This window comes from Streptomyces paludis, assembly GCF_003344965.1.
In the GTDB taxonomy this organism is placed as follows: Bacteria; Actinomycetota; Actinomycetes; order Streptomycetales; family Streptomycetaceae; genus Streptomyces; species Streptomyces paludis.
In genome coordinates this window covers 3,826,615-3,848,243 of the sequence record NZ_CP031194.1, presented here as the reverse complement: position 1 = coordinate 3,848,243, position 21,629 = coordinate 3,826,615, and the positions used below count along the sequence as shown (strand labels likewise).

17 protein-coding genes and 1 pseudogene are annotated in these 21,629 nt (G+C 71.3%); 5 read left to right on the top strand and 13 right to left on the bottom strand.

The window, feature by feature from the left end; all coding sequences use genetic code 11:
- Position 1: 1 nt before the first annotated feature.
- From DVK44_RS16965 to DVK44_RS37900, 4 genes are all read right to left on the bottom strand, one after another.
- Complete coding sequence (locus tag DVK44_RS16965) at positions 2–1,270, bottom strand: SfnB family sulfur acquisition oxidoreductase (RefSeq protein WP_114660428.1); 1,269 nt, start codon at positions 1,268–1,270, stop codon at positions 2–4.
- A gap of 1 nt (position 1,271) precedes the next feature.
- Positions 1,272–1,838 carry an NADPH-dependent FMN reductase gene (gene ssuE, locus DVK44_RS16960; RefSeq protein ID WP_114660427.1) on the bottom strand — a complete coding sequence of 189 codons (567 nt, stop codon included), beginning with the start codon at positions 1,836–1,838 and terminating at the stop codon, positions 1,272–1,274.
- Positions 1,839–1,892: 54 nt separating this feature from the next.
- Positions 1,893–3,038 (bottom strand): dimethylsulfone monooxygenase SfnG, encoded by a 1,146-nt coding sequence (gene sfnG, locus DVK44_RS16955; protein WP_114660426.1) that lies wholly within the window; start codon positions 3,036–3,038, stop codon positions 1,893–1,895.
- A 173-nt stretch (positions 3,039–3,211) separates the two neighbouring features.
- Positions 3,212–3,286, bottom strand: coding sequence for a putative leader peptide (locus tag DVK44_RS37900; protein ID WP_408055402.1), 75 nt, complete (start codon positions 3,284–3,286; stop codon positions 3,212–3,214).
- Between the two features lie 149 nt (positions 3,287–3,435).
- Between DVK44_RS37900 and DVK44_RS16950 the strand changes: the two genes are divergently transcribed.
- Entirely contained in the window at positions 3,436–4,359 is a 924-nt protein-coding gene (locus DVK44_RS16950; protein WP_114660425.1) for a LysR family transcriptional regulator, read from the top strand.
- A gap of 39 nt (positions 4,360–4,398) precedes the next feature.
- Here DVK44_RS16950 and DVK44_RS16945 read toward each other — a convergent pair whose 3' ends face one another.
- The 8 genes from DVK44_RS16945 to DVK44_RS16910 all read right to left on the bottom strand — a co-directional run bounded on the left by DVK44_RS16945 (position 4,399) and on the right by DVK44_RS16910 (position 16,670).
- A complete protein-coding gene (locus tag DVK44_RS16945) occupies positions 4,399–6,441 on the bottom strand; it encodes a TerD family protein (RefSeq protein WP_114660424.1) in 2,043 nt (680 codons plus the stop codon).
- 176 nt (positions 6,442–6,617) lie between these two features.
- Positions 6,618–7,577 (bottom strand): SDR family oxidoreductase, encoded by a 960-nt coding sequence (locus DVK44_RS16940; RefSeq protein WP_114660423.1) that lies wholly within the window; start codon positions 7,575–7,577, stop codon positions 6,618–6,620.
- 90 nt (positions 7,578–7,667) lie between these two features.
- Positions 7,668–8,999: a beta-ketoacyl-[acyl-carrier-protein] synthase family protein gene (locus DVK44_RS16935; protein WP_228447199.1), complete on the bottom strand. Its 1,332-nt coding sequence runs from the start codon at positions 8,997–8,999 to the stop codon at positions 7,668–7,670.
- Positions 8,996–9,253, bottom strand: a complete 258-nt coding sequence (locus DVK44_RS16930) for an acyl carrier protein (protein WP_114660422.1) — start codon at positions 9,251–9,253, stop codon at positions 8,996–8,998. Before DVK44_RS16930 ends, DVK44_RS16935 begins: the two co-directional genes overlap by 4 nt.
- Before the next feature lie 171 nt (positions 9,254–9,424).
- The gene (locus DVK44_RS16925; protein ID WP_269439622.1) at positions 9,425–11,488 is read right to left on the bottom strand and encodes an acyl-CoA dehydrogenase family protein; all 2,064 of its coding nucleotides are present in this window, start codon (positions 11,486–11,488) and stop codon (positions 9,425–9,427) included.
- 237 nt (positions 11,489–11,725) lie between these two features.
- On the bottom strand, positions 11,726–13,099 hold the full coding sequence (locus tag DVK44_RS16920) for a beta-ketoacyl-[acyl-carrier-protein] synthase family protein (protein ID WP_114660421.1): 1,374 nt from the start codon (positions 13,097–13,099) through the stop codon (positions 11,726–11,728).
- A 44-nt stretch (positions 13,100–13,143) separates the two neighbouring features.
- Positions 13,144–14,136 carry a beta-ketoacyl-ACP synthase 3 gene (locus DVK44_RS16915; RefSeq protein ID WP_114665190.1) on the bottom strand — a complete coding sequence of 331 codons (993 nt, stop codon included), beginning with the start codon at positions 14,134–14,136 and terminating at the stop codon, positions 13,144–13,146.
- Positions 14,137–14,333: 197 nt separating this feature from the next.
- On the bottom strand, positions 14,334–16,670 hold the full coding sequence (locus tag DVK44_RS16910) for a family 2 encapsulin nanocompartment cargo protein terpene cyclase (RefSeq protein WP_181957473.1): 2,337 nt from the start codon (positions 16,668–16,670) through the stop codon (positions 14,334–14,336).
- 178 nt (positions 16,671–16,848) lie between these two features.
- Here DVK44_RS16910 and DVK44_RS16905 point away from each other — a divergent pair.
- Positions 16,849–17,436 (top strand): annotated as a pseudogene (locus DVK44_RS16905) (HhH-GPD-type base excision DNA repair protein); the annotation flags it as partial.
- A 300-nt stretch (positions 17,437–17,736) separates the two neighbouring features.
- Positions 17,737–19,323, top strand: a complete 1,587-nt coding sequence (locus DVK44_RS16900; RefSeq protein ID WP_228447198.1) for a M28 family metallopeptidase — start codon at positions 17,737–17,739, stop codon at positions 19,321–19,323.
- Positions 19,324–19,381: 58 nt separating this feature from the next.
- Here the strand turns inward: DVK44_RS16900 and DVK44_RS16895 are convergent, their stop codons facing one another.
- Positions 19,382–20,050: a TetR/AcrR family transcriptional regulator gene (locus DVK44_RS16895; RefSeq protein ID WP_114660417.1), complete on the bottom strand. Its 669-nt coding sequence runs from the start codon at positions 20,048–20,050 to the stop codon at positions 19,382–19,384.
- A 101-nt stretch (positions 20,051–20,151) separates the two neighbouring features.
- Here DVK44_RS16895 and DVK44_RS16890 point away from each other — a divergent pair, with 101 nt between their 5' ends.
- Together DVK44_RS16890 and DVK44_RS16885 are read left to right on the top strand one after the other, a co-directional pair.
- Complete coding sequence (locus tag DVK44_RS16890) at positions 20,152–21,141, top strand: NAD(P)-dependent alcohol dehydrogenase (RefSeq protein ID WP_114660416.1); 990 nt, start codon at positions 20,152–20,154, stop codon at positions 21,139–21,141.
- Between the two features lie 99 nt (positions 21,142–21,240).
- Positions 21,241–21,576 carry an SCO0607 family lipoprotein gene (locus tag DVK44_RS16885; RefSeq protein WP_114660415.1) on the top strand — a complete coding sequence of 112 codons (336 nt, stop codon included), beginning with the start codon at positions 21,241–21,243 and terminating at the stop codon, positions 21,574–21,576.
- Positions 21,577–21,629 lie beyond the last annotated feature (53 nt).

Genomic DNA, 21,629 nt, shown 5'->3' with positions numbered 1-21,629 from the left:
GTCAGAGCAGACCGTGGCGCGGCGGCCTGGTGCCTCTCAGCACATACCGGCCGATGTGCTGCACCTTCCAGCGCACCGGGTCGTGCAGGGTGTGCGTCCGCGCGTCGCGCCAGTACCGGTGCAGATTGAGCCCGTCCAGGGCGGCCCGTGTCCCCGCCACCTCGAACAGCGCACTGCCCGTCTCCACCGCCGCCCGCGCCGCGTGGACCTTCGCCGCCGCCACCGCGATCGACGCCTCGGCGGCGGACGAGTCAGTGAGGTCGGCGGAGGCGGCGTCCACCGCGTCCGCCGCCGCGCGCAGCACCGCGTCCGACGCCCGTACGTCCAGGCCGAGTTCGCCGAAGCGCTGGACGAGCAGCGGGTCCTCGGCCGTCGTCCCGTACCCCTCGCCGACCGCCTCGAACCAGGGCCTGCTGTGCGTACGTACAAACGCGGCGGCCTCCGCCAGCGCGCCGCCCGCGATGCCCGCGTCGATGGCGGCGTGCAGCAACTGGGCCAGCGCGCCGTGGAGTTGCGGCCCCTCGAAGGTGAGGTGGTGCGGTACGACACGATCCGCCGCCACCTCGACATCCACCAGCCGTACGGTCCCACTGGCCGTGGTGCGCTGGCCCATGCCGTCCCAGTCGTCCACTACGGTCACACCGGGCGCGTCACGGTGGACGTAAGCGACATGCAGCGGGGAGTCACCGTCACCATGTCTGCCGTCTCCCGTACCCCCGAGCCGGGCCAGCACCGGAATCCAGTCCGCGAACAGGGCGCCCGTCGCGTAGTGCTTCTCCCCGTTCAGCAGCAGCACACCGTCACCACCCGCGCCATCCCCGCGCGGCACCAACCGCGTCCGGATGTCCCGCACATGCGCGGTCCCCTTCTCCGACTGCGCGTTGCCGAACCGCCGCCCCGCCAGCACCTCACCGAAGAAGAACTTCCGCTGCGCGTCGGTCCCTTGGCCGCGCAGCACGTTCACGTACACGAAGTGGCTCTGCGGGATCTGCGCCAGGCTGGGATCGGCCGCCGCCAGCAGCCGGAAGACCTCCGCGAGCGTACGGGCGGACACCTCGGCGCCCCCGTACGCGCGCGGCACGGTGACCCCGAGCAGCCCGGACGCCGACAGCCGGTCCAGCTCCGCGCGCGGCAGGACCCGCCCCGCGTCCCGGGCGGCGGCTCCGGTACGGAACTCCTCGGCCAGGGCGGCGGCCACGGCGAGCGCCTCGGCGTCGTCCGCGACGACATGCGCGACGGCTTGCGCGACAACGTGCGCGCGTACAGCCATCTCAGGCCGCCACAGCCGACAGGCGGGCGGCGCCACCGGCACCCAGCGCCACCGAGAACTGGTCCACGACCTGCTCCAACGCCTCCCGCGACGCCGGATCGACCGTCACGGACACCCCGTCCTCCGCCACCGTGATGTGCTTGTCCAGCACGAACCACCCCTGCACGATGTGCGCCGCGCCCATCGACGACAGCACCGGCCTCAGCGCGTAGTCGATCGCCAGCACATGCGCCGTGGAACCGCCCGTCGCGAGCGGCAGCACGGTCTTGCCCTCCAGCGCGTACTGCGGCATCAGGTCGAGCAGGGACTTCAGCAGCCCCGAGTACGCGGCCTTGTAGACGGGCGTCCCGACCACCACCCCATCGGCCTCCTCGAACAGCCGCCGCGCCGCCACGATCGCGGGGTGCCCGAAGTCGGCGCCGAGCAGCGCGTCGGCGGGCAGCGTACGGATGTCGAGCGGGACGACCCGGTGGCCCTGGCCGGTGAGCCGGCCGTCGAGGTGGCGGAGGAGCCGGGCGGTGCGGGAGGTGGGGGACGGACTGCCGGAGACGGAGAGGATGGTGGCCATACGGAATCACCTCGGAAAGAAGGGAAAGGGGCGAGCGAGAGGGAGAGGAGAGATTCAGCCGGCCAAGGACGAGACGTCACCCACCGGCACGTAACGCCCCAACTCCACATCTTCCTCAGGGAGTTGCGCCTCCAGCTCGCGCACCAGCGGCAGCACCCGCTTGCCGAAGTACTCGACCTCCTCCAGGTAGTGCAGGAAGCCGAGGAGGAACAGGTCCACACCGAGCCGCTTGTACGCGACGATCCGCTCGGCGATCTGCTCCGGCGTACCGATCAGCCCCGTCCGGAAGCCGTCGTTGTACTGGACGAGGTCCTCGAAGGACGAGTCCTGCCACATGCCCTTGCCGTCGGCGGCGGACCGGCCGGCCTGCTTCACCGCCGAGCCGAAGCCCTCGACCGCCTCGGTGTCCGCCTTGGCCACGATCTCGCGCAGCACCTCTCGTGCCTCGGCCTCGGTGTCGCGTGCGATGAGGAACCCGTTGAGCCCGAACCGCACCCGGCCGGCCCGCCCGGCGGCCTCGGCGGCGGCGCGTACGTCCCGGACCTGCTCGGTGACACCGTCGAAGTCCTTGCCGTTGCTGAAGTACCAGTCGGAGACCCGGCCGGCCATGGCGCGGGCGGCCGTGGAGTTGCCGCCCTGGAAGATCTCCGGGTGGGGGCGCTCGGGGGTGTTGAGCGGCTTGGGCTTGAGCGTGAAGTCCCTGATCCGGTAGAAGTCCCCGGCCAGCTCGGCGTGGTCCTCGGTCCAGACGGAGCGCAGCGCGCGGATGAACTCCTCCGAGCGGCGGTAGCGCTCGTCGTGCTCCAGCCAGGGTTCGCCGAGGGCGGTGAACTCGTCCTTGAACCAGCCGCTGACGACATTCACCGCGAACCGCCCCTTTGACAGGTGGTCGGCGGTGGCACCGAGCTTGGCCAGCACCCCCGGGTGCCAGAGCCCGGGGTGTACGGCGGCGATGACCTTGAGCCGCTCGGTCGCGAGGAGGAGGGCGAGGCTGAAGCTGGTCGACTCGTGCTGGTACTCGGCGCCGTAACTGGCCATGTAGCGCACCTGGCTGAGGGCGTAGTCGAAGCCGCTGTTCTCGGCGAGGACGGCCAGCTCGCGGTTGTAGTCGTACCCCCAGTCGGTGCGCTGTTCGATCCTGCTCGTGACGAGGCCGCCACTCACATTGGGCACCCAGTAGGCGAAGCGGAGAGAGGACATCGGGAACTCCCGGTGTGCGGATTCAGGCAGGCGAATGTGAAAAGTGGATGAATTCCACGGAGGCGCGAAGAAATCCCGTGAGACGGGAAAGGAATAGCGCTGCGGCGCTACGGCGGCGTGGAGCGACTCAGCCGTTACGCGGACACAGAAAAAGAAGCCTCAGCCGCAGAGAGCTACAGACACAGGGAGCTGGAGACACGGACCAGGTCGACATGGCGCCGCCGGGTGAGTTCCCGAAGATCGTTCATTGCCGCGCCACCGCCTTTCCGGCTGGTGAAAGATGAATTCGACAGCTTCCTACGGGCAAGAGCGTACCCCTGCCCCCATCCACGGTCGATTCGGTAAAAACGACCCGGTGATAGGGTTTCCCTTCCACCGCCGAATGCGAGACGCCCGGATGCGAATAGAGCAGCTCGAATACATCGAAGCCGTGACCAGGCTCGGGTCGCTGCGTCGCGCGGCCGAGGCGCTCCATGTCTCGCAGCCCGCGCTGAGCGAGACCGTACGGAACCTGGAACGCGAGCTGGGCGTGGACATCCTGGACCGGCGCCGCTCCGGGGCCCGGATCAGCGCCGCCGGGCGCGAGCTGCTGCCGCACATCATCGGGGTGCTGGACGCGGTCGACACACTGCGCCGGGCGGCCGACGACCAGCACCGTACGACCCGGATGATCAGGCTCGGCACGGTGAACGCGGCGACGGTGCCGCTACTGGTCCCCACCATCCAGGCGTTCCGCACCGCGCACCCCGAGACCCAGGTCGAGGTCACCGGCGCACAACAGGCCGTGATCCACCGGGAGTTGCTGGAGGGCGGACTCGATCTCGGGCTGGTCAACTACCTCCAGGGCGACGACAAACCGCCCGGCTTCCACACCACCGAACTCCTCCGGGGCCGCCCGGTCGTCTGCGTACGCTCCGACAGCCGCCTCGCGGCCCTCCGTACGGTCACGGTGGCCGACCTCCTCTCCGAACCACTGATCGTGATGCGCTCCGGCTATGTCATGCACCGCTACGTACACCGCCTCCTGGAGGGCCGCAGCCCGACCTTCTCGTACTCCACGGACGGCGCCGAAATGGGCAAACTGATGGTCGCCGAGGGCCTGGGCACCACGGTCCTCCCCGACTTCAGCGTCATCGGCGACCCCCTGGAACGCACCGGCATGATCACCACCCGCCCCCTCTCCACCGACACCCCGGCCGTCCTCATGGTCATCCAGCACCCCCTGTCAGCCACCATGACCCAGGCCGCCCGCGCCCTCCACGCGATGTTCATACAGAGCGCGGAAACGTACGTACGCGACGCCCACGCCCGGGACGCCTGACACTCCGGATACGCCTGGCACACCGGACGGGGAACACCGTCACCGCGCGCGGCCCGGGGCGCGTTCCAGGGGGGTGACGACCGTGCCGTAGAAGCGGTCGACCGCGTCGTCGACGCTGCGGATGAAGCCGGATTCGGCGTTGCCGCGGGTGCTGCCCATGCCCTTGAAGAGGGACAGCCGGAAGCCGGTGATCTCGCCCTCGCCCCTCGGCAGCAGATCCGCGGGCTCCGGGCGCAGCCGTTCCAGGGTGCCGCGCGGGCCGTCGTCCTGGCCCGCCAGCAGGGTCTGGACGTGTACGTCGGCCGGGGCGTCGGCGAGCTGTCTGATCAGGCGCTTGGCCCAGGTCAGGGGGTAGCCCTGCTCGGGCGCCGGGACCTCGATGGACGTACGAAGCTTGCCGGTGCGCAGATCCGCGGTGATCGCGAGGATGCCCTGCGCGCCCTCGATACGCAGCTCCGCGCCGAGCCGGCCGTCGCGGCAGAGCACATCGGCCAGTTCCCTGCGGCGGGCCTGCGAGTCCGTGGCGCGCCGGACGCGCTGGACGGGCAGGACCTTCTGGCCCAGTTCACCGCCCAGCCGCAGGCAGACCTGCCGGACGAGCCGCTCCCAGCTCTCCACGACCTCGACCGCGCGGGTGTCGCCCTGGCTGAGGGTCTCGTCGTCGATGCCCCTGCGGACGGGCACCCAGGCCGGGCCCATGTTCTGGAAACCGTGGCAGCCGGAGTTCTCGTGCTGGAGGTAGTGCAGCAGCTCCTGCAACAGCCACGCGTGCGCGGCGTTGCCCACGCCCTCGTGCCGGATGAGCAGTTGGGCCTGATGGGCCACCTCGGCCCAGGACAGATGCCAGAGGACGACCTTGTGCTTGCGGCGGCCGTCGATCTTGACGTCGACGAGCGGGCTGCCTTCCAGCGCGACGTCATTGCCCAGTGTGATCACCGCTTCGTAGCCGCGCCGGGCCGCGATGTCGAGATAGTCCTGCACCTGCTGGTCCTTGAACGGGTTGCCGTTCGTCTTCGTCTCGACCAGCGCGGTCCACAGCTTGCCCGCCCGCTCCACCCGGATCACACCGTCCGGGCGCTTACGGGCGTCGCCGTGCGGCAGCGACACCTCGGCGAAGGTCTCCATCCGCCCGGCGGGCGCCCCGAAACCGGCGGTCAGGCGCCGTCCGAACTCCGGGATCTGCGCCATCACCGAAAGCAGCACGGAGGTCGCCCGTGTCTCGCGCTCCCGGTCGCTCTTGAGCGCGGGGACCGGGAAGAGGCGGGCCTGCCGCCAGGTGTCGTTCTCGGCGAGGGACTTCTTGGCGACCTTGGGCAGCGTCACCTTCTTCCGTACGGTACGGGGTCTGCGCACCTGCGGCGGCGCCTCTTCGGCGGGCTCGGCGGCGGGCTCGGCGGCGGGGACGGGGACGGCGGCCTGCGCGGTCTCCGCGGACTGTGCCGTCTCCACCGTCTCCTTGAGCGCTTCCGCGGGCCGCTCCTCCCCCGAACTCACCGTCTGCTGAGCCGGGATGACAGCGGGATCCTCGTCCGCCACCTCATCCACCGAGTCGTCCACGTCGATCCCGAAGTCCATGGCCAGCCCGGCGAGTCCGCTCTCGTACCCCTGTCCCACGGCACGGAACTTCCACTCGTCGCCCCGCCGGTAGAACTCCGCGAAGACGAACGCGCTCTCCACCCCCGCGTCCTCGATCGAGAATCCGAGCAGCGCCTCACCGGCGCCGTCGCAGACCGTCAGCCGGAGTCCGTCGAGATCACCGAACCGTTCCCCCTCGTCACGGCTGGCCGCCACGATGATCTGTGCCACGTCCGGGGGCACCACCGAGAGATCCAGGCTGATCCGGTCCTCGCTGCCACTGTCCGTCGGTGTCTTGCCGAGCAGCTGCACACTGCCGTCGGCGGCCGTCGGATTGTTGTAGAAGAAGAAGTCGGCGTCGCTGCGCACCTTCCCCTTCTCCCCCAGGAACAGCACCGACACATCGGCGTCCCCGCCGCCCGTCTCGCTGCTCCAGCCCAGGCCCACGCGTACCGATGTCGCGTCCTCGCTCAGGGCCATCAGCCCGACGTTGGCCCCCTTGGACATCTCTCGCATCGCTCTCCCCCCAACCGCGCCAACCCCCCGTCCCCACGGGCGGATCGGCGCATCGCGTGTCACATCAGTTCGCATCGCGGCGCATCGCACGCAGCCGCGTCACCTCAGGTGACGCGGTACGCACGCACGGTGCCGAAAGTGAAACCCTAGCGTCCGATCCGGCCAGTTCAAGGGTTTCGCGAACATACGGATGCCCAGCCGACGGACCGCGCCGCCGCGTCCGCCGCACCGCCCGGGCCGACAAAGGGGGTGGCCAAAGGGGTGGATGAGGGGGCGCCCGAAGGGGTGAGCAAGGAGGCGGGGGCGGGCGAGGCCAGGGACTCCAGCGCGGGCATGTAGTTCGGTGCGCGCCGGGCCGACGCGGCGGGCAGGGCCGCGCGGAAGAACTGCGCGGCGCGCAGCCAGCGTTGGGCGTAGATGTGATGGGCGCGGCGTTCGAGGCCATCGGCGATACGGTCGACCGCCGGCGCCAGCGGGTACGTACGCCCGGCGGGCCGGGGCAGCCGCGCGCGCAGCTCGCGGAGCATCGGCTCGCGCTCCGCGCCACGCACCATGTCCGTATCCGTCCAGGTCAGATACGCCACCCCGACCCGTACCCCCCGGTGGGCGACCTCGGCCCGCAGCGCGTGGGCGAACGCCTCGACACCGGACTTGGACGCGCAGTACGCCGTCATCATCGGCGTCGGCGCGAGCGCGGCGAGCGAGGCGATCTGGAGGTAGTAGCCGCGCGAGTCGAGCAGCGCGGGCAGAAACGCGCGGGCGGTGTTGGCGCCGCCGACGAGGTTGACCTCGATGACACGCCGCCACGCGGCCGGGTCGGCGTGCAGGAAGGGCCCGCCCACCGCGATCCCGGCGTTTGCGACGACCGCGTCGACCCGGCCGAAGCGCCGCGCGACGGACCGCGCCGTACGGAACATGTCCTCGGCGTCGGCGACATCCGCGTACCAGTAGTCCGCCTCACCCACCAACGACCGTGTTACGGCGGCCAGTTCGCCGCGCTCCAGACCGACGAGCGCCAGCCGGGCGCCGCGCGCCGAGAGCGTACGGGCGAGCTGCGCGCCGACACCACGGGCGGCGCCGGTGATGACGACGGTGCGTCCTCGGAACGACGGGCGGCTCCTGGACATGGGTGAATCTCCAAGTATGGGTTTGATGTGGGGTGTTGGGGTGCGATGGGGTGCCAAAGGGGTGCGGGAGGAGAGCGCGCGCGGTCCGCGTCAGGCGCGCTCCAGTGCGAGCACCGCGTTGTGTCCGCCGAAGCCGAACGAGTGGGTGACCGCCCGGTCCATCGGCAGCCGCAACGGCTGTTTCGTCACGCAGTCGATGTCGAACTCGACCGCGGGCGCGTCCAGATTGGCGATCGGCGGTACGACACCGTGCTGAAGGGTGAGCACGGTCAGCCCCGCCTCGATCGCCCCGGACGCCCCCATACAGTGCCCCAGCACGCCCTTGGGCGCCGTGACCGGCGGCCGGTGCGGAAACACCCGGCTGATCAGCGCGGCCTCGGTCGCGTCGTTGAGCTGGGTCGAGGTGCCGTGCGCGTTGACATGGTCGATGTCGTACGGGCTCCACCCCGCGTCCAGCAGCGCCGCCTCCACCGCCCGCTGCGCCACCACACCCGAGGGGTGCGGGCTGGTCGGGTGGTACGCGTCGGTGGTGGCACCGGCGCCCGCCAGCAGCGCCCGGGGCGCCGCGCCGCGCGCCCGCGCGTCGCGCTCGCGCTCCAGCACCATGATCGCGGCGCCCTCGCCGACCACCAGCCCGGCGCGGTCCTTCGCGAACGGCCTTGACAGCAGCGCCGGATCGTCCCCGGGCCCGGCCAGCGCCGCCGCGCCGGAGCGGGCGAACCCGGCCATCGCGACGGGGTAGACGATCGACTCCGTCGCACCCGCCACCGCGATGTCGCACTGCCCGGTGGCAAGCAGGTCGCGCGCCACGTGCAGCGCCGTGACACCCGACGAACAGGCCGTGCAGGGCGCCATGCTGGGCCCGGTGGCCCGCATCCGGATGGCGATCTCGGCGGCCGGCATGTTGGGGATCGTCAACAGGATGGCCGACGGCGAGGTCGCGTCGTAACCGCGCCGGTCGAGCACCACGGCCTGTTCCGTGAGGTTCGCCGTGCCCCCGCTGCTGGTGCCGACGACCACGGCGACCCGCGTACCGTCCCAACCGCGCGGGTCGAGCCCGGCATCGGCGACCGCCTCGCGCGCGGCGAGCAGCGCGAACTTCACGTACCGGCCCATCCGGAAGGCCGTACGCCCGCCGATCGCCGCGTCGAGATCGACCGCGCTGCTCCGGCCGTCCCCGGGCGCGCCGCTGGGTTCGCTGCTGCCGGGAGCGCCGCGCCGTGCCCTGCCCCGCGCGCCGCCCGCCGCGTCACCCGGGCCGCCGCCGACCGTACAGGCGAAGTCCAGCGCGCCGCCGCGCAGTTCGGGGACGGTACGGGCGAGCGAGACACCGGCGCACACGCCGTCCCAGGTGGATCCGGTGTCCAGGCCGGCCGGCGTGATCATGCCGAGGCCGGTGATGGCGACAGTGGGTCCGCTCATCGGCCGGCGCCCACGGCCGCCTGGTCGAGGTACGCGGTGATCTCGGCCAGCGAGGCGTCCTTGAGGACCGTCCCGGAGTCGGCGACGACGCCCAGCGTCTCCTTGATGATCACGGCGAACTCGGCGACCGCCAGGGAGTCCATCTCCAGGCTGTCCATGGTGGCCTCGGGGACGATCTCCGCCTCGGGGACCTTGAAGGTTCCGGTGAGTACTTCGGTGATCTTCGGGTGGATGGGGGTCGGGCTGGTGGTCATGGCAGGTTCCTTTCACGGGGGTGGTGGGTGGGACGACTACGTAGCCGAATACGGACCCGGACACGGCTCGATGGGCTGGGCACATGCCGGAAGCGCGCCTTCGCGGGACGCGCGGGTCGTACGAAGTCGAAGTCGAAGTCGGTGGCGGGGCCACTTGGCCGGCCGGCTCGTTCATCCGGTCCCGCACGGGACGACGACGGTGTTCCGCCGGATGTCCGGGGCGGCCGAATCACCCGGGGACCCTTGGTCGTCCTCCCGCGCGCCCCGGCGTACGTCCGTACGCGCTCCGGTCTGCCAGGGCCCCTCCGGGTCGTCGTACGCCTCGACGTAGTCCGCCCCGGCGATCGGCAGGTCGGCGAGCAGCTCCTCGGGCAGCGCGAACGCGCGCACCAGCAGGGGCGCGTGCGGCGCCAGCCGCTCGACGAGCGCCTCGACGGCCTCGGGCAGCTCGACGACATGCCGCGCGGCGAGCCGCCCGGCGGCCAGCAGATCGCCGCTGTTGCGCGCCACCCAGCGGAGCACGAAGAGCCGCCGCAGCAACCGCACCAGACCGGCGGCGCGCGCCGCTTCCGTCGTTGTCTCGGCCCCCGTCTCCCCCTCCGTCGCCGCGAGCGCCGAATCGTACGCCTCGGCCGCGCGGCGGTACGCATGGGCCTCGACAGCGCGCAGCGCGGCGCCTGAGGCAACGTTCCAGCGGAGGAGGGCATCGCCGCGGGGGGCGTCGGCCATACGGCGGCGGGCCCGGTCCAGCCACAGATCCTCGATGGCGATGAGCAGGCCGTCCAGGAAGTCCGGCTCCGTCAGCTCGCGCGCCTCGGCGGGGAGGACCCGATCGCCTGCGCCGCCCTCACCCGTCCCCACGCCCGGCTCGCCCTCCGGCGCGAACAGCATCTCCGCCGCCGCCTTCACATGGATCGCGAGGTTGTCGCCCTCCGCCGTGATGGCGCCCTCGATGCCGATCAGCAGCTCGGCCATGCCGTTGTTCTCCAACAGGCCCTGTGCGCCGCACCGTTCACGGCACTCCACGATCACCTCGCGCGCCCGCCAGGTGATCCACCCCTTGGCCACCGCGACCAGCCGTTCCGCCGCCGCCTCGGTCTCCGCCGTGCGCGTCTCCCACGCGTCGACGGCCGTACGGTGCAGCAGGCTCATCGCGAAGACCATGGCCAGCCCCTCCACCAGCGGGCCGTAGTGGCTGCGGTGGGCGAGAACCGGCACCCGGCCCGTACCTCGGGCGCCGGAGATCAGCCGGTGGCCGCCGTACCGTACGGCGATCGCCAGCGTCAGCCGCGCCGAGCCGACGGCGCACGCGCTCATCGAGAGCTTGCCCGGGGTGACCCGGGCGATGGAGAGCAGCAGACGCCGACGGCGGTTGGGGCTCTCGCTGCGGAACACCCCGTCCGCGCCGAGCCGGCCGTGCGGGCCCGCCAGCAGCGCGTCGCGCCCGACGAAGACGTCGTCGAACGAGGTCAGGCAGTGGTCGACCGGGGCGCCAAGCCGCGCGGGCAGCGCGCGCACCCGTACACCCGGCAACGGTCGTACGGAGGCACCGTCCGCCAGCGCGGTCGGCTCACCGGGCCCCTCCGCCGCCTCTGCCAACTCCGTCAGCGGCGTCAGGAACAGGAAGACGCCGTGGTCCACCCCGTCCACCAGCAGCCGCGCCGCGACCACCCCGCTCTTCGGGCCGCCCGCCGGACCGGTGTTGGGCATGAACTTCTGCGCCCCGGCATGCGGCGTGCGCAGCACGAAACCGTCCCGCTCGCGGTCGTACGTCGCGGTCGTCTCGACGCCGACCGCGTCGTTGCCGTGCGCCACCTCCGTACAGAGGAAGGTGCCCACACGGCGCAGCGCCAAGAAGTCGGAGAGATCCCGTCCTTCGCTGGAGTGCCCGCCGGAGTGGCCGCCAGAGGGACCGCCGGAGGGCCCCCACCCCTGATGATCGGCCAGGCTCCCCAGGAACAGGTTGTAGTGAATCCCCGCGACCGTCGCGAACACCGGATCGACCGGGCACAGCCACTCGTGCAGCGCGGCCAGCGCGCGCGGGTCGGCGACCAGGGCCGCCGGGTCCGCGAGCGAGTCGTTGACGGTACGCAACCGGTCGTACGCCAGCGAGAGCCGCCGCGCCCCCGTGGCGCCCGGCCGGCGGCGGAACGGCTCCGAGGCGGCGAGCCGGCGCCACGGCTCGTGCTCGCGCCCGAAGTCCGTACCGAACAGCACGCGCGTCAACCGGTCCACGGTCGGTCCCGCCGAATCCGTCGGAATGACTGGATTCACGGCGTCGCTGTTGATCAATACGGTCACAGAGGTAGAACGATCAAGCGATCACGAAGAAACGACTCTCTACCCCAAGATGGCCCCAAGACATCCATTCGACGGGCGCACAACGGCGCCACGCGCGCGCCTCCCCGTACACCCCCAACGCGCCCCCATTGCGCCCCCGCCCGGGCACCCGTCGCCCCTGGTCACACCACGTCAAGCCCTCCGGAACGCCAGCGCGACATTGTGCCCGCCAAAACCGAACGAATGACTGACCGCGGTCTCCACCGGCTGCCGTCGCGGCTCCTTCGTCACACAGTCCAGGTCGAACCCCACAGCGGGCGCGTCCAGATTGGCGATCGGCGGCACGATCCCGCGCTCCAGCGTCAGTACGGTCGCCACCGCCTCGATCGCCCCGGCCGCCGCCAGCGTGTGCCCCAGCACGCCCTTGATCGCGGTGACGGAGGGCCTTCGCGGATAAACGCGCTCGATCAGCTCGGCCTCCATAGCATCGTTGAGCTGCGTGGATGTGCCGTGCGCATTGACATGCTCCACGTCGTACGCGCTCCACCCCGCCTCCCGCAGCGCCGTCTCGACCGCCGCCTGTGCCACCCGGCCGTGCGGCGCGGGCGCCGTGGGATGGTGTGCGTCGGTGCTCGAACCCGCGCCCGCGAGCAGCGCGCGCGGCGCGCGCCCCCGCGCCCGCGCGTCCGCCACGCGCTCCAGCACCACCATGGCCGCGCCCTCACCGATCACAAACCCGTCCCGGTCCACCGCGAACGGCCGCGACGCCCCGGCCGGGTCGCCGGTACGCGCCGACAGCGCGCCCATCCGCGCGAACGCCGTCACGACCAACGGGGTCAGTACGGACTCGGCGCCCCCCGCCACCACCACATCGCACTGCCCGCCCGCCAGCAGATCGCGGGCCAGCGCGATCGCGGTGGCCCCGGACGCGCAGGCCGTCGCCGGGGAGAGGCTCGGGCCCTGGGCGCGGAGCGCGATGGCGACCTCCCCGGCCGCCGCGTTCGGGATCATCATCGGCACCAGCAGCGGGGAGACGGCCTCCGGCCCCTCGTCGCGCAGCCGCAACGCGTTGTCGGCGAGTACGGAGACCCCGCCGACGCCCACCCCGAGCACCACGCCCACCCGGCCCGCCTCCCAGGTCGCGGGGGAGAGCCCGGCGTCCGCCACCGCCTGCCGGGCCGCGACCAGCGCCAGCTTCACGAAGCGCGCCATCCGCCACACCGAACGCCCGCCCACGGCGGCATCCAGATCGAGCGCGGGCGCAGAGATCGCGGGCGCGGCGATCGGGGACGCGGCGATCGGGGGCACGGCGATCCTGCCGACGTCTTCGGCCGGCGGCGGCCCCCCGATCGCGCACGCGAAGTCGACCGGCATCCCGGCCAGTTCGGGCAGCCGCCGCGCTACGGACCGACCGGCGCAGAGCCCGGCCCAGAACGCCTCCTCGTCGGTGCCGGCCGGGGTGACAACCCCGACCCCGGTCACCGCGACCTCACCCGGCCCGCTCCTGCTCCCCCCGGTCGCCCCGGTGCCCCCACCACCGTCCCGCCCAGCTGTCGTCCGCGTCATCACTGCCCATCCCTTCCGTCATTACGTCTCGGCAGATCTCGGATCTAAGAAGCCGGCCCGGGCCAGCGCAGGGCCGCCGTTCCCCAGGTCAGGCCGCCGCCGAAGGCCGTCAGCAGCATCCGGTCACCCGCCCGGAACCGCTTGTCCGCCGCCGCGTCGGCCAGGGCCAGCGGGATCGACGCCGCGCCCGTGTTGCCCACGCGGTCGAGATGGACGACACAGCGCGCGGCGTCGATCCCGAGCCGGTCCGCGACGGAGCGCAGGATCCGGCCATTGGCCTGATGTGGTACGAAATGATCGACCTCGTCCGCTTCCCAGTCCACCGTGCGCAGAAGCGATCGGCACGAACCGGTCATTCGCTCAACCGCGTGCTGATAAACAGTCCGGCCACGCATCCGGAAGTACGGGTCCCACTCGCCCTCGGGACCGGGCAGCGACCGCGCCCGCGCGCCACCGCCGTCCACCGCGACAAGACCGTGCTCCGTACCGTCGCTGCCCAGGTCGAAGGCGAGCAGTTCGCCCGGGTCACCGGGCCGGCCCGCGCCGATGAGGGCGGCGCCCGCGCCGTCGCCGAAGACCACACCGGTCGAGCGGTCCATCGGGTCCAGCAGGGTCGAGTAGACATCCGCGCCGACCAGCAGTATCCGGTCGTACAGCCCGGACACGATCAGCCCATGGCAGACCGCGAGTCCGTAGACGAAGCCGCTGCACACCGCGCCGATGTCGAACGCGGGCACCTGGCCGAGCCCGAGCCGGGCCGCCAGCGCGGGGGCGGTGGCGGGGCAGGGATGATCGGGCGTGGCCGTGGCCAGCACGACGGCGTCCGGCCGTTCGTGGAGCGGACCGGCCGGCCGGCCGATCAGCCGCCGCGCCGCCTCGTACGCCAGGTCCCCCGTCGACACCCCCGCGCCCGCCCGGTGCCGGCTGCCGATGCCCGTGCGCTTGCGCACCCACGCGTCGTCCACGTCCCACGCGGCGGGCAGCGCCTCATTGCGCACCGGCTCGCCCGGCACCCACCCGGCGACGGCCGTCAGCACGGCCGACCGCACAGCCGACCGCACACCGCCCCGCCCGTACGATCCGTCGCGCCCATCACCGCGCTCGCCCCGCACCTGCCCCCGCTCGCCCTGCTCGTCCCCCCGCCCGTACCGCGCGTCTCCGTCCGCCACTCGCGGCCCCCATCCGGTAGTCAATCGCCCTGACCGGATGCCAAACGCCGTGACACTCGGGCGAGTTACTGCGCCATCTGGGGCACCTCTCGTACCGATGACCGAGTCGGCTCCCAGCCAAGCAGCCGCGTCCGCGCCGCCGAGGTGCCGAGCCCGTTCGGCACGGGCGGCAGCCAGCCCTTGATCCGGGCGCGGTCCTCCAGCAGTTCGTGCTCCTTGTAACGCTTGCAGCCGTGGTGCCAGTTGAGGATGCCGGAGAGCCAGTTCTCCAGCTCGGCCACATAGCCGTCCAGCACCGCGCGCGCGTCCGCGTCCAGCGCGAAATCGTCGTACAGCGCGGGCAGTTCATGGGCGACGACATGCTGGAACTGACGCATCCGCCCGTTCATCAGGTCGTCGATGATCCGCAGGGCGGTCGGATAGTCGCAGTTGAAGAAGTTCTGCACGACGAGCACCCCGTTGTGCACCTCGCCCTCGAACTCGATCTCCTTCTGGTACGAGAAGACGTCGTTCAGCAGACAGGCGTAGTCCTGCGCCGCGTTCTCCAGGGAGCGCATCGGGCCCGTGCGGTAGATCTCGGGCGGCACCCGCTTGCCGTGGCTCAGCCGGGACAGGCTCATCGTCATGTCGGAGCCGAAAGTCCTGCGGCGCATCTCGATGTAGTCGACGGGGTCGGGGATACGGTTCTGCGCCTGATTGGCCAGCTCCCACAGCCAGCTGGCCGTCATCTCCTCGACAGCCGTCCGGAACGTACGCCGCGCCTCCGGCTCCATCGGGCCGGCCGTACGCACCCACAGATCGGCCAGCCCCCGTTCCAGCGCGGTGGCCGGCTCGGGCGTCGCGGTGGGGTCGGTGGGATCGTCGATCGGCATGAACAGCGACAGCCGCTCGTTGCACGCCTTCGCGCCCGCGAGATCGCGCGCGTTCCCGTACACGACCGGGAAGTAGTCGTCCCCGTACGTCCCCCAGGCGAGCCAGTCGGAGGTCAGGTCGAGGCCCTCGGGCGACGCGTCCGGGTGGATACCGGCGGAGCAGAGCGGCAGGTCGATCCGGCGGATCCGCTCCTCGTCCCAGACGCCGGAGCCGGGGATGCCGGGCTGCGCCTCCAGGATCCCCATGCGGTGGGCCCATTCGACGGTGTGCTCCCGCGAGTGGTCCAGATGCGGGCTCAGCTTCAGCTCGAACGGCATCTGGAAGTCCGGCAGTTGGGAGGGGCCGACCCGCTGGAACGGCACATGGCTGTGGCTGCGCGCCCGCGCGGGGGCGCCCGCGCCGTACGACGCGATGGCCCGGGCGAAGTCGGAGGTGCCGAGCCCGACCGGAGTCATGGAGAACAGCGGCACCGGAGCGCCCGCGCCCTCCCCGGCACCCGACCCGTCCGCCTCCCCCGCGCCGTCCCCAACGCCGTCCCCCACGCCGTTCATGTACCGGCTGGAGCGCATGTGCCACTCGTGCCCGCCGGACTGCCAGTCCTGGAGCCCCTTCACATACGCGAGCGTGTCCGCCGCGCCCTGCGGGCCCGTGCCCGTCTCCGCGAAGAGCGGCCCCAGCTCCGTCAGCGCCGTGTTCTCGAACTGCTGGATACGGGAGGTCAGCAGATCGTTGACGGCGTCGGCCGCCTCCTGTGTCGTACAGCCGAGGAAGGTCTCCAGCACGAGGACGCCATTGCTCAGCTCGCCCTCCTCCTCGATCTCCCGCTGGTACGAGAACAGGTCGTTGCGCAGATGGACCGCGTCCGAGAACGTGTCCTTCAGGACCCGCAGCGGCCGGGAGTCCGCCAGCGCGGCCGGGATCTCGGCACCCGCCGCGAACTCGACCAGCCCGGCGGACCAGGGCGCGCCGCCGACCTTGCGGCGCATCTCGATGTACTCGACGGGGTTGGCCACGCGCTCCGCGTTGATGTTGGACAGTTCCCAGTCGGACTCGTTGAGCAGATTCTCCGTCGACTCGGCGAACCGCTTCCGCCAGGCCGGCGACATGCTCGGGACCGTACGCGCCCAGAGGTCGGCGAGGCCCGCCTCGACCGGATTCGTCGGCTCGGGAAAGCCGTCGGCCAGATCCATCGGCATGAAGGCGGCCAGCCGCTCCAGATACGCCTTGCCGCCCTCCCGGTCCTGCGGGCGCTTGTAGACCTCAAGGAAGTGGTCGTCGAAGAAGAACACCCACACATACCAGTCGGTGACCAGCGAAAGATCCGGTCCGTCGCAGTCGGGGTGGGTGTACGCGCAGAGCAGCGCGTAGTCGTGCGCGGCGAGGTCGGACTCCTCCCACACCCCTGAACCCTCCAGCATTCCCATGCCTCTGGCCCACTCCGTGGAGTGGGCCCGGGCCTCCTCCAGATGGGGATTGAGACGGGCCGGATACGCCATATAGAAATCCGGCAGTACGAAGGGCTGAGTCACGGTGGAACGGCCTTTCCGAAAGATGCGCTTTCCGTAGACGCGCGTTTCCCGAGATTGCGCTGACACCGTGATCTACCCAGCCGAGGAATCCCCCATACGGACCATTAAATAGTCATATGAACACACAGATGGCGTGTGGCAACCTGCCCCGCCACCCGCCCCGGGCGATCATCGTGGGATGAGCCCCACCCTTCATCTCGCACAGCAGCCCGAGGCCGATGCCCTGCTCGGCCGCAGCCCGCTGGCCGCGCTCGTCGGCATGCTCCTCGACCAGCAGGTCCCGATGGAGTGGGCCTTCAGCGGCCCGTACACCATCGCCGTCCGTATGGGCCACGACGACCTCGACGCCCGCGCCATCGCCGCCCACGACCCCGACGCCTTCGCCGCGCTCTTCGCCGAGAAGCCCGCCGTACACCGCTATCCGGGGTCCATGGCCGGGCGCGTGCAGCAGCTCTGCCAGTACCTGGTCGAGCATTACGACGGCGACCCCACCGCGATCTGGCGCGACGCCGCCACGGGCGCGGAGGTACGGGACCGGCTGAACGAGCTGCCCGGGTTCGGCGCGCAGAAGTCCCAGATCTTCCTGGCGCTGCTCGGCAAGCAGTTCGGCGTACGCCCTGAGGGCTGGCGGAAGGCGGCGGGCGCGTACGGCGACGAGGGGTCGTACCGCTCGGCGGCGGACATCACGGGGCCCGAATCGCTGGCCAGGGTCCGCGCGTTCAAGCAGGAAGCGAAGAAGGCGGCCAAGACGGCGAAAACGGCGGCAAAGAAGGTGGCGCCAAAAAAGGCAGCCCCAAAGAAGGCGGCGAAAAAGACGGCGGCCACGAAAAAGACGACGCCAAAACAGACCGCCAAGCCGGCGCCCGCCACCAAAGCTACTCGCAAGTCACCTCACAGCAAAGCGACTTGAGCAAGTTCCCGCCGAACCTCGGCGCATAAGCGCCCCTTTGACGCCGCGATCTGCGGAAACGTTCCGTGACCTGCGCCACATATGTTCACAACCGCCGCGCAGGTCGCTAGTTTTCCTGGAACTTCGCTCACGTTCGATCGCAACGAGAGGACTCCTGTGACCGCAACGTCCCGCAGATTCGTGGCAGTAGCAGCCGCCACCGCGCTCGCCGCCCCCCTTCTGCTCTCCGCCTCCTCGCCCGCCGTCGCCGGTTCAAAGGCCGGCACGAAGGCCGGTTCGCAGCACTCCGCGGCCAGCCGGCACAACCCCGCCAAAGAGGGGGCGAAGCTCGCGAAGGAGCTGGTCCGCGACTCGTCCGCGAAGGACGCGTACAAGCACCTCCAGAAGTTCCAGGTGATCGCGGAGGCCAACGGCGGCCACCGGGCCGCCGGCACCCCCGGCCACGACAAGAGCGCGTCGTACGTCCACGACCTGCTCAAGAAGGCCGGCTACCGGGTCTCGTACCAGGACTTCGAGATCACCTACATCGAGACGCTGGCCGAGAAGCTCGCCGTCACCTCGCCGGCACCGCGCGACATCGGCATCCACGCCATGTCGTACACCAGGTCCACCCCGGTGGGCGGTATCACGGCGGAGATCGCGGCCGTCCCGGTCAGCGCGGCCACCGGCTGCGCCGCGGGCGACTACGCGGCCGGCGCGTACACCGGAAAGATCGCGCTCATCCAGCGCGGCGGCTGCACCTTCGCCCAGAAGCAGCAGGAGGCCGGCGCGGCTGGCGCGGTCGGCGCGATCATCTACAACAACACGACGGGCACCCTGAGCGGCACCCTCGGCGACCCGGACGTCGGTGTGATCCCCACGGGCGGCATCAGCCAGGCCGACGGCCAGGCGCTCGCCGCCGACGTCGCCGGAGGCCCGGTGAGCGTCTCCTTCGACATCCGCCAGCTCCAGGAGCAGCGCACCACCCGCAACGTGATCGCCGAGACCAAGGGCGGCCGCTCGGACCGTACGGTCATGCTCGGCTCGCACCTCGACTCGGTCACCGAGGGGCCGGGCATCAACGACAACGGCTCGGGCTCGGCCGGTCTGCTCGATGTCGCCCTCAAGCTCGCCAGGACGCACGAGAAGCCGACGAACAAGGTCCGCTTCGCGTGGTGGTCGGCGGAGGAGCTGGGCCTGCTGGGCTCCGAGCACTACGTGGCGGAGCTGACCGACAAGCAGCGCGCCGACCTCGCGCTCTACCTGAACTTCGACATGATCGCGAGCCCGAACTACGCGCAGTTCGTGTACGACGGCGACGGCTCGGACAGCGAAGCCGCCGAACCGGGTCCCGAGGGCTCGGCCCAGATCGAGAAGGCCATCCAGAAGTACCTGGACTCGAAGCGGATCCCGCACGAGGGCTCCGAGTTCAACGGCCGCTCCGACTACGGCCCGTTCATCGAGGTCGGCATCCCGGCGGGCGGTACGTTCACGGGCGCCGAGGGCATCAAGACGGCGGCCCAGGAGCGGCGTTACGGCGGCGAGGCGGGTGTGGCGTACGACAAGTGCTACCACTCGGCCTGCGACGACCTCAGCAACATCAGCATGAAGGCGTTCGGCGTCAACATCGGTGTCATCGCCAACGCGGTGGGCACGTACGCGCACGACGTCAGCACGGTCAAGAAGCCGGCCGTGGCGCCCAAGGGCCTGAAGTCCGCCACCAAGGCGCAGGACCACGACCACGAGCACGAGCCGAAGGCGTAACCGGTAACGCGTAACGCGTAGCCCGTAACGCATGGCCCACCACTGCCCGGAGAGCCGCTCACGCTCTCCGGGCAGTGATCTGTCGCAGCCCGAGCGGCGCGGGCGGCGGCAGGGGCGCGGCGCGGTCGGCCCGGAAGGACTGGAGGAGGTACGCGACGAGCCGCCGGGACGCGGCGTGGGCGGCCGACGGGTCCGGCGGCAGCCCCGCGACGAGGCCGCAGTTGGCGACCAGCAGCATCACGAGGTCGCTGGGCGCGAAGTCGTCCCGCAGCTTCCCCGTCTCCTTGGCCCGCCGGACCAGCAGCTCCAGCCCCTCCTCCGCGCGGGTGCGTTCGAGGGCGAGGTCGATGTCGACGCCCTCGGGGAACTGGGTGAGGAACGCGGCGGTGAAGCCCCGGTCGCAGACCTGCATGGCGGCGACCTTGTGGACGACGGTGCAGAGCCCGTGCCAGGGGTCCGGGTCCGCCAGCGCCTCGTCGAGCACCTCGGCGCAGACGCCGAGCTGCTCCTCGAAAGCCGCCGTGACGAGCGAGGCGCGGGTCGGGAAGCGCCGGTAGAGGGTCGCGACGCCGACGCCCGCGCGCCGGGCGATCGCCGTGAGGGGCACATCGATGCCCTGCGCCATGAACGCCTCGCGGGCGGCGTCGAGGATGCGCTCGCGATTGTGCCGCGCGTCGGCGCGCAGCTCCGGCTTCGACGAGGGCTTCCGAGAGGTCTGAACAGGCATGTCTCTCACTTTAGGCCAAGTGGAAGGTGTCGTCCGGTTACGGCCGTAGCGTGAGGAGGGAACGGGAACTCCGACATCGGCTTCAGGATCGGGACAGGACCATGAACGACATGCGCGCAGCCCTCTACGACCGCTACGGCCCCCCGGAGGTGCTGTACGAGGGCCGCCTGCCGGTACCGGACATCACGCCGGATCAGGTGCTGGTCCGCGTCCACGCGGTGAGCGTCAACGGCGGCGAGGTGGCAGGCCGGGCCGGCAAGATACGCGTCGTGACCGGGCGCCGCTTCCCGCAGCGTACGGGGATCGACTTCGTCGGCGAGATCGCGAAGGTCGGGACCGGGACGTCGCTGAACGAAAAGCGGGCGAACAACCGGGCAGGCGACCGGGTGGGCGACCGGGTGTGGGGCTTCATGGGCCGTACGTCCCTCGGCAGCGCGGCGGAGTACGTGGCCATCAGCCCCGGCAGGATCGCCCCCGCCCCCGCCGGACTCACCCCGGCGGAGGCCGTCTCGCTGCTCGCGGGCGGTACGACCGCGCTCACCGCGCTGCGCGACAAGGCCCGCCTCCGGCCCGGCGAACGTCTCCTCGTACGCGGCGGCGCGGGCGGCGTCGGCAGCGTGGCCGTCCAACTGGGCAAGGGCTACGGCGCCCATGTGACCGCCCTGGCGAGCGCGGCGGGCGCGGACTTCGTCCGGGGCCTGGGTGCCGACGAGGTCCTGGACTACCGTACGACCCGCCCCGCCGACCTCGGCCGCTTCGATGTCGTGCTGGACACGGTCGGCACCGAACAGCGGGCCTACCGGGGCCTGCTGGCGCCCGGCGGCCGGATGGTGGCCATCGCGTTCGACGCGGCGCGCCCGCTCCCGAGCATCGCCTACATCCTCGCCTCGACCGTCCATGGACCGCGCCGGATCCGTATCTTCAGTGGCAATCCGGACCGCCGGCTCCTCGCCGAGGTGACCGAACGCGTGGAGACCGATGGCATCCGCCCCGTGGTGGACACCGTGCGCCCGCTGTCCGAGATCGGCGCGGCCCACAGCGCCCTGGAGGCGGGCGGGGTCCGCGGTAAGCACATCATCCAGATCATCTGAGTAGTTGCGCTCATACGCTCCCGCCGGACCTCGCCAAGACTGGACCCATCAAGCAGCAGAGCTGACGCCAAGTCCGCGCGAGTCCAGGGGAGTTACACCATGAACGCACGCCGCACCGCCACCACGATCCGCCGCATCCGCAGCCGCCGTATGCGCACCGCGCCCGCCGTCGTCCTCGCGGGTCTCGTGATGAGCATGGGCCTGACCGCGTGCTCGATAGAGGACGCCATCTGCGGAAGCGACGAGTACCCCGTGCTGTACGTGGGCAGCGCGGGCGGCGACTGCGTACCCAACGGCGAGGAGCCCCCGAAGGGCTACGTCCGCTACCCCGCCGGCAAGGTCCCCCAGCACGTGGACGACAAGTGGGACCTCTACTGGAACACGCACAGCGTCGACGAGAACGGCAAGATCATCGAAGTCCCGGACGCCGCATAGGGTCCGATCCGGCACCCGCCGGAAAACTCTTCCGCGCGAGCGGCGTCCGCTTT

What these genes read in the sequence shown, in the direction of transcription:
- DVK44_RS16965 (WP_114660428.1), bottom strand. Translation starts at nt 1,270, where the DNA reads ATGGCTGTACGCGCGCACGTTGTCGCGCAAGCCGTCGCGCATGTCGTC.
- ssuE (WP_114660427.1), bottom strand. Translation starts at nt 1,838, where the DNA reads ATGGCCACCATCCTCTCCGTCTCCGGCAGTCCGTCCCCCACCTCCCGC.
- sfnG (WP_114660426.1), bottom strand. Translation starts at nt 3,038, where the DNA reads ATGTCCTCTCTCCGCTTCGCCTACTGGGTGCCCAATGTGAGTGGCGGC.
- DVK44_RS16950 (WP_114660425.1), top strand. Translation starts at nt 3,436, where the DNA reads ATGCGAATAGAGCAGCTCGAATACATCGAAGCCGTGACCAGGCTCGGG.
- DVK44_RS16945 (WP_114660424.1), bottom strand. Translation starts at nt 6,441, where the DNA reads ATGTCCAAGGGGGCCAACGTCGGGCTGATGGCCCTGAGCGAGGACGCG.
- DVK44_RS16940 (WP_114660423.1), bottom strand. Translation starts at nt 7,577, where the DNA reads ATGTCCAGGAGCCGCCCGTCGTTCCGAGGACGCACCGTCGTCATCACC.
- DVK44_RS16935 (WP_228447199.1), bottom strand. Translation starts at nt 8,999, where the DNA reads ATGAGCGGACCCACTGTCGCCATCACCGGCCTCGGCATGATCACGCCG.
- DVK44_RS16930 (WP_114660422.1), bottom strand. Translation starts at nt 9,253, where the DNA reads ATGACCACCAGCCCGACCCCCATCCACCCGAAGATCACCGAAGTACTC.
- DVK44_RS16920 (WP_114660421.1), bottom strand. Translation starts at nt 13,099, where the DNA reads ATGACGCGGACGACAGCTGGGCGGGACGGTGGTGGGGGCACCGGGGCG.
- DVK44_RS16895 (WP_114660417.1), bottom strand. Translation starts at nt 20,050, where the DNA reads ATGCCTGTTCAGACCTCTCGGAAGCCCTCGTCGAAGCCGGAGCTGCGC.
- DVK44_RS16890 (WP_114660416.1), top strand. Translation starts at nt 20,152, where the DNA reads ATGAACGACATGCGCGCAGCCCTCTACGACCGCTACGGCCCCCCGGAG.
- DVK44_RS16885 (WP_114660415.1), top strand. Translation starts at nt 21,241, where the DNA reads ATGAACGCACGCCGCACCGCCACCACGATCCGCCGCATCCGCAGCCGC.